Below are 4601 nucleotides of genomic sequence, written 5' to 3' on the forward strand. Positions count from 1 at the left end.
AGCGGGGCACGTGCGGTGCCGGCCGAGCCGGTGACGGCGCTCGGGGCCACGAACGACGACGGGCCGCGCGGATCGCTCCGCACGGCCCGTCGTCGCAGGCAGGTCAGTCGCGCCGCAGCTTGCGGTACGTCACCCGGTGCGGGCGCGCCGCGTCGGCGCCCAGGCGGGCGACCTTGTTCTCCTCGTAGGACGCGAAGTTCCCCTCGAACCAGTACCAGTTCGCCGGGTCCTCCTCGGTGCCCTCGTAGGCGAGGATGTGCGTCGCGACGCGGTCGAGGAACCACCGGTCGTGCGACACGACCACAGCGCAGCCGGGGAACTCGAGCAGCGCGTTCTCGAGCGAGCCGAGCGTCTCGACGTCGAGGTCGTTGGTCGGCTCGTCGAGCAGCAGCAGGTTGCCGCCCTGCTTGAGCGTGAGCGCGAGGTTGAGGCGGTTGCGCTCACCACCCGACAGGACGCCCGCGGGCTTCTGCTGGTCCGGGCCCTTGAACCCGAACGCCGCGACGTACGCGCGCGAGGGCATCTCGACGTTGCCGACCTTGAGGAAGTCGAGGCCGTCGGAGACGACCTCCCACAGCGTCTTCTTCGGGTCGATGCCGCCGCGCGACTGGTCGACGTAGGAGATCGACACGGTCTCGCCGATCTTCAGGTCGCCGCCGTCGAGCGGCTCGAGCCCGACGATCGTCTTGAACAGGGTCGTCTTGCCGACGCCGTTCGGGCCGATGACGCCGACGATGCCGTTGCGCGGCAGCGTGAACGACAGCCCGTCGATGAGGGTGCGACCGTCGAAGCCCTTCTCCAGGTCCTTCGCCTCGAGGACGATCGAGCCCAGGCGCGGACCCGGCGGGATCTGGATCTCCTCGAAGTCGAGCTTCCGGGTGCGGTCCGCCTCGGCGGCCATCTCCTCGTAGCGCGCCAGACGCGACTTCGACTTGGTCTGGCGACCCTTCGCGTTGGACCGGACCCACTCGAGCTCGTCCTTCAGGCGCTTGGCGAGCTTGGCGTCCTTCTTGCCCTGGATCGCGAGACGCTCCTGCTTCTTCTCCAGGTAGGTGGAGTAGTTGCCCTCGTACGGGTAGAGGCGCCCGCGGTCGACCTCGCAGATCCACTCCGCGACGTGGTCGAGGAAGTACCGGTCGTGCGTGACCGCGAGGATCGCGCCCGGGTAGTCCTTGAGGTGCTGCTCGAGCCAGAGCACGCTCTCGGCGTCGAGGTGGTTGGTGGGCTCGTCGAGGAGCAGCAGGTCGGGCTTCTCGAGGAGGAGCTTGCAGAGCGCGACGCGGCGGCGCTCACCACCGGAGAGCACCTTGACGTCGGCGTCCGGCGGCGGGCAGCGCAGCGCGTCCATGGCCTGCTCGAGCTGCGCGTCGAGGTCCCACGCGTCGGCGGCGTCGATGGCCTCCTGCAGCTGGCCCATCTCGGCGAGGAGCGCGTCGAAGTCCGCGTCGGGGTCGGCCATGAGGGCCGAGATCTCGTTGTAGCGGTCGAGCTTGCCCTTGATCTCGCCGACGCCCTCCTCGACGTTGCCGAGGACGGTCTTGTCCTCGTTGAGGGGCGGCTCCTGCTGGAGGATCCCGACCGTGTAGCCCGGGCTCAGGCGCGCCTCGCCGTTCGACGGCTGGTCGAGCCCGGCCATGATCTTGAGGATCGTCGACTTGCCGGCGCCGTTGGGGCCGACGACGCCGATCTTCGCGCCGGGCAGGAAGTTCAGGGAGACGTCGTCGAGGATGACCTTGTCGCCGTGCGCCTTGCGCGCCTTGTACATGGAGTAGATGAACTCAGCCACTGGCCTGTCGTCCGCCTCAGTGTCGTGGATGGTGGACGACGTCGGCGGGCCGCTCGGGGTGTCGGGCACCCGGCGGCCCGGCCGCGTCGTCGTTGCGGTCCCCCAGCCTAGGCGATCAGGCCACGACGACCGGAGCGAGCGGCCCGTCGACGCGCCCGGACACCACGCCGGGGCCCTCGTCGTCGACGTGCTCGCCGGGGACGAGGTCGTCGCCGGCCTCCACGAACCCCGTGACGTCGACAGGCGCGCGGGTCGCGCCGTCCGCGTCCGTGCCCGCCTCGCCGTCGGCCGCGTCGGCGCCCGTGCTCACGGTCCGCGCGAACCGCGACGTGCCGAACGTGAGGTCGTGACCGACCGCGCTCGCCTCGACGACGAGCGACGTGCGCGGGCCGTCGTCGGCCTGCCACTCCTCGGTCGACAGGCGCCCGTGCACGACGACCGGGTCGCCCTTGCGGAGCGACTCGGCGACGTTCAGCGCGCCGGACCGCCAGATCTTCACGGTGAACCACTCGGTCCGGCCGTCGCGCCAGGCGCCCTCGCGCCGGTCGAACCACCGTCGCGTGCTGGCCATGCGGAACGACGTGAACGGCACCGTGCCGGGGCCGTTGAAGTGCCGGACGTCGCTGCCGACCCACCCGACGAGCGTCAGGTCGAGGGAGTGCGTGCTCATGCTGGTCTCCTGTGCCGCGGCCCCGCCGGTGCGGGGCGTGTGCGGTCAGCGTCGGCCGCGCGCAGGCCGTGCCGACCGGGCGCGGCTCGAGCCGGTGGGACGATGCCGTCCTGGGCGGGCTGTGGACGGCTCACGGGGAGCATCGACACGCGCAGAACGAGCTGCGCACCGCACCACGGGTCGACCGCCGGGCGTGCGTCAGGGGCAGGCCCGGGGGCGTGTCAGGAGCGCGCCGCGTCCACGAGCTCGCGCACCGACCGGTGCTCGTCGAGCACGGCCCGCGTCGGGTCGGCCAGCCGCCCGCGCGCCACCCGCTCAAGCGCCGCACGCCCGTCCTTCAGGACGCGCGACGTACGTCGCCGCGCGGCGGCCCGGCGCGTCGAGAACGACGCGACCACCGCGAGCACCGCCGCCGCGAGGAGCACGAGCGCCACGACGGGCGCCCACGGGTTGGCGCGCACGCTCGCGAACCCGGACCCGAGCGCCACCGACCCGACCGTCACCGCGGCCGCCGCGAGCACGACGCCGAGGCCCAGCAGCCACGCGGCGGCGACCGAACGTCGTGCGACGACCGTGACCTGCGCGAGCGCGTCGGTCACGGCGAGCCGGAGCTCGGCGGTCGTCGCGACCCGGGTGGCGACGTCCTGCTTCCACGACCGCGGCAGCCCCGCGGTCGACGCCGCGAGCCAGTCAGACCGGGCGAGCGCGACCGAGTCCTCCTGGACCGGCCCGAACGACGGCGACGCCGACGCCCCGCCGCGCACGACCGCGGCCACCGCACCGGCCACCGCGGGCAGACCGGCCGCGTCGGCGAGCGTGTCGACGACCCCTCCGAGCGCGAGCGCCGCCGGTGCGGGCTCCCGGTCGGCGACCTGGCTCCCGAGGGCCGTCGCGGCGTCGTTGACCTCCGCACCCGCACGTCGTGCGGCCGCCGAGCGGCCCCCGACGGTGGTCGCGAGCCGGGCGCGCAGGGCGGGCACGCCCTCGTGCGTCCGCGCCGACGCGGCCAGGACGGGGACGCCGGTGAGCCCGTCCTCCTCGAGCAGCCGCGCGACGTCCGCGACGAGCTCGGGGCGGACCTCGGGCGGCACGGTGTCGACCTGGTTGAGGACGACGAGCATCGACGCCTCGTGCCCGACGAGCCGGCGCAGGTAGCCGGAGTGCAGCGCGTCGTCCGCGTACTTCTGCGGGTCGACGACCCAGACGAGCAGGTCGGCCTGCGGCAGCAGCCGGTCGACGACCTCGCGGTGCTCGGGCGCGATCGAGTCGTGGTCGGGCAGGTCGAGCAGCACGAGCCCGCGCAGCGCGGCCTCGCTCTCGCCGTCGAGCAGGCTCTCGCGCACCGTCCGGCGGTCGGGCCGGACGCCGAGCCAGTCGAGCAGCGCGCCGCCGTCCGTCGCCCAGACGCACGCGGTCACGTCGGACGTCGTCGGGCGCTTGACGCCCACGTCGGCGAGCGGCAGCCCGCACACCGCGTTGAACATGCTCGACTTGCCGGACCCGGTGCCTCCGACGAGCGCGACCACGGCGTGGTCGACGCCGAGCTCGAGCCGCTCGCGGACGCGGTCGATGGTCTGCCCGACGCGCGCCACGACGGGCGGCTCGAGCCGCGCGCCGCCGACGACGAGCGCCTGGTCGAGCGCACCGACGCGCTCCTCGAGACGGACGGTCTCGTCGCCGTGCAGTGCCGCGTCCAGCACGTGCCGGTGCACGGCGTGGCTCCGGGTCCCCTCGGTCGTCACGTCAGTCCCTTCAGCACGGCCAGCCGCAGGCGCAGCAGCGAGGCCGCGTCCTCGGCGAGGTCGGGGTCGGCGAGCACCTTGCCGACCGATGCGCGCTCGAGCGCGACCTGCGCCTCGACACGCGACTCCACGTCGTCGCGCAGGTCGGCGACGACCTTGTGCCCCGCGGCACCGAGGAGGTCGACGAGCAGCTCGGTCGCCTCGTCGACGCCGGCAGCGCCCGCGAGCGCGAGCGCGGCGAGCCCCTCGGTGCCGAGCGCCTTCTCGGCCTTCTGCCGACGGCGCCCCTCGGCCGCGACGTCCCGCGGCCTGCGCGGGCGCCCGTCCGCGTCGCTGGTCGGCGGAGGGACCGCGAGCGCGGCGCGCAGCGCACGGGGGCCCTGCGCGGTCCACGCGCGAGCGG

3 protein-coding genes and 1 pseudogene are annotated in these 4601 nt (G+C 74.1%); all 4 read right to left on the reverse strand.

What is annotated here, in order from left to right; translation table 11 throughout:
* Window positions 1-103 precede the first annotated feature (103 nt).
* Window positions 104-1786 carry an energy-dependent translational throttle protein EttA gene (gene ettA / locus CTKZ_RS15200; protein ID WP_124343734.1) on the reverse strand — a complete coding sequence of 561 codons (1683 nt, stop codon included), beginning with the start codon at window positions 1784-1786 and terminating at the stop codon, window positions 104-106.
* Window positions 1787-1901: 115 nt separating this feature from the next.
* Complete coding sequence (locus CTKZ_RS15205) at window positions 1902-2456, reverse strand: single-stranded DNA-binding protein (protein WP_124343735.1); 555 nt, start codon at window positions 2454-2456, stop codon at window positions 1902-1904.
* A 221-nt stretch (window positions 2457-2677) separates the two neighbouring features.
* Window positions 2678-4198, reverse strand: coding sequence for a GTPase (locus CTKZ_RS15210; protein ID WP_124343736.1), 1521 nt, complete (start codon window positions 4196-4198; stop codon window positions 2678-2680).
* Window positions 4195-4601 (reverse strand): annotated as a pseudogene (locus tag CTKZ_RS15215) (hypothetical protein); the annotation flags it as partial. The gene CTKZ_RS15210 and the pseudogene CTKZ_RS15215, both read right to left, overlap by 4 nt.

Source organism: Cellulomonas algicola (genome assembly GCF_003851725.1).
GTDB classification, from domain to species: Bacteria; Actinomycetota; Actinomycetes; order Actinomycetales; family Cellulomonadaceae; genus Cellulomonas; species Cellulomonas algicola.

Excerpts from the sequence above, each read along its gene's own strand:
- CTKZ_RS15205 (WP_124343735.1), bottom strand. The coding sequence starts at position 2,456 with ATGAGCACGCACTCCCTCGACCTGACGCTCGTCGGGTGGGTCGGCAGC.